Here is a 1,531-nt window from a genome sequence, read left to right on the forward strand (position 1 = left end):
GTTTCCGCCCGCGTTATGTCTGTGTCACCGGCGGCGAGCCGTTGGCGCAACCTAATGCCATCCCATTGCTCAAGCAGTTGTGCGACGCCGGTTATTACCCCAGTCACTGCACAGATCTTCTGTGCAGTAGTGCGACCAACACCATAGATGTAGGTCAGCGAGATAACAGTATGCTTGTTATCTGGAATGTTAACGCCTGCAATACGGGCCATTCAGTGGGACTCCAATTGACAGCTACCTACGCCCCGGAAGCCAAGAAATAGGGCGCGAGATAATATCGCTGTAATAACAAATAATCAACCCGGTAGCGCACTAGCTACCGGGCTTGAAGCACAATCACACTCAGCCTTGGCGCTGTTTGTGACGCGGTTCCGCGCTGCAAATTACTCGAACAACACCTTCGCGGCGAATAATCTTGCAGTTACGGCACAGCTTTTTCACCGATGCACGAACTTTCATCACCAACTCCTCGAACCTTATGGGTACTCAGCGCAACATGCCGCTGCCGTAACCCTTCAGGTTGGCTTTCTTCATCAGGGATTCGTACTGGTGCGAAACGAGGTGCGATTGTACTTGGGACATGAAGTCCATCACAACCACGACGACGATCAGCAACGAGGTCCCGCCAAGGTAGAACGGTACGTTTGCTGCAACCACCAGGAACTGGGGCAACAAGCACACGGCCGTCATGTAAAGAGCACCGAACATGGTCAAGCGAGTCAAAACGCCATCAATGTAGCGCGCGGACTGCTCACCTGGACGGATGCCCGGAATAAAGGCACCGGACTTCTTCAGGTTTTCCGCTACGTCTTTCGGATTGAACATCAACGCCGTATAGAAGAAGCAGAAGAAAATAATCCCTGCACTAAACAGCAGAATATTCAACGGCTGACCAGGAGCGATCGACTGTGAGATGTCCTGCAACCAGCCCATACCTTCAGACTGACCGAACCAGGCACCCAACGAAGCCGGGAACAGCAAAATGCTGCTCGCGAAAATGGCCGGAATAACACCGGCCATGTTCACCTTCAGCGGCAAGTGGCTGGTCTGCGCAGCAAAAACCTTGCGGCCCTGCTGACGCTTGGCGTAGTGAACAGCAATACGACGCTGGCCACGCTCAATGAACACCACAAAACCGATAATCGCTACTGCCAGCAAACCGATGGCAACCAGGGCGAAGATATTGATATCACCCTGACGTGCAGACTCGAAAGACTGCCCTATCGCTCTCGGAAGACCGGCGACGATACCCGAAAAAATCAACATCGAGATACCGTTGCCAACACCACGCTCAGTAATCTGCTCACCCAGCCACATCATGAACATCGCACCAGCCACAAAAGTGGATACCGCGACGAAATGGAAGCCAAAGTCACCAGTGAACGCAACGCCCTGCCCTGCCAGACCAATGGACATGCCAATTGCCTGAACGAGAGCGCTGGCCTGCGCCGAGAGGCCCGAGGCGAACTGGCCGACGATCAGGCCGATAAGGAAGATCGACACGAACAGGTCGCCCCCGATGTTGCGCGCG

General features: G+C 54.1%; 3 protein-coding genes. All 3 read right to left on the bottom strand.

The genetic code is table 11. The annotated features are described in order from the left end of the window. Positions 1-212, bottom strand: a 212-nt coding sequence (gene rpsM, locus ACQKP4_RS29025; protein WP_427637435.1) for a 30S ribosomal protein S13, incomplete at its 3' end; no start/stop codon positions are given. Positions 213-342: 130 nt separating this feature from the next. Next, on the bottom strand, positions 343-459 hold the full coding sequence (gene rpmJ / locus ACQKP4_RS29030) for a 50S ribosomal protein L36 (RefSeq protein ID WP_002555468.1): 117 nt from the start codon (positions 457-459) through the stop codon (positions 343-345). Between the two features lie 27 nt (positions 460-486). Then, the coding region (gene secY, locus ACQKP4_RS29035) for a preprotein translocase subunit SecY (protein ID WP_427637436.1) at positions 487-1,531 on the bottom strand (1,045 nt) is incomplete at its 5' end.

Origin of the sequence: Pseudomonas sp. NPDC086278, from assembly GCF_050280905.1 — a bacterium.
Taxonomy (GTDB): Bacteria; Pseudomonadota; Gammaproteobacteria; order Pseudomonadales; family Pseudomonadaceae; genus Aquipseudomonas.

Excerpts from the sequence above, each read along its gene's own strand:
- rpmJ (WP_002555468.1), bottom strand. The coding sequence starts at position 459 with ATGAAAGTTCGTGCATCGGTGAAAAAGCTGTGCCGTAACTGCAAGATT.